1 protein-coding gene is annotated in these 538 nt (G+C 33.1%); it reads right to left on the bottom strand.

Annotated features, from left to right (window positions below; all coding sequences use genetic code 11):
• Positions 1 to 197 precede the first annotated feature (197 nt).
• Complete coding sequence (locus D5281_RS27120) at positions 198 to 362, bottom strand: PIN domain-containing protein (protein WP_334296638.1); 165 nt, start codon at positions 360 to 362, stop codon at positions 198 to 200.
• Positions 363 to 538: the final 176 nt, after the last annotated feature.

The raw sequence follows: 538 nt of genomic DNA, 5'->3' as shown, positions 1-538 counted from the left end.
GAACTGGCTTTCCCGATATCTGGATAAACGTATCAATGAATTAAAACAACAATCCATCAAAATGACATGGCTGAATATGTATCTCCAGGAAGCCGTTGACGATATCCATTCCCGGCAGCAAGACACCAAAAAAAGCACCTTCAGATGATTAATTAATCCGTTGGTGCTTCATTTTTTATACAGAAAACTTATGTTACCTATAATTCCAAATAATCTTTAGGCAAAATTGCTCTTATTTCCGATGATTTATAATCATCTATATTTCTTGTTACAATATATTCTGCATCAAATGCTTTTGCACACTCCATCTGTAGACAATCCTCAAAATCGGAAAAATCTTCATTTTGAAGCCCTGAAAGTATCTTTGCTTTATCCAGCCCTTCTACATCAAAGATAGAACATAAATTAACCAGTACTTATCTTCGTTCTTTTACATCGTAATCTTTCCTTAATATAAAGAATATATTACTCAAACTTCGCACATAGATTTTAGCTATGCACCTTGAAAACTCAATATCTGGCAATGATTCAATTATCA

It is taken from the genome of Parablautia muri (genome assembly GCF_009917485.1).
GTDB lineage: Bacteria > Bacillota > Clostridia > Lachnospirales > Lachnospiraceae > Suilimivivens > Suilimivivens muri.
The sequence above is the reverse complement of the archived record's forward strand: the minus strand, read 5'-3'. Positions and strand labels throughout refer to the sequence as shown.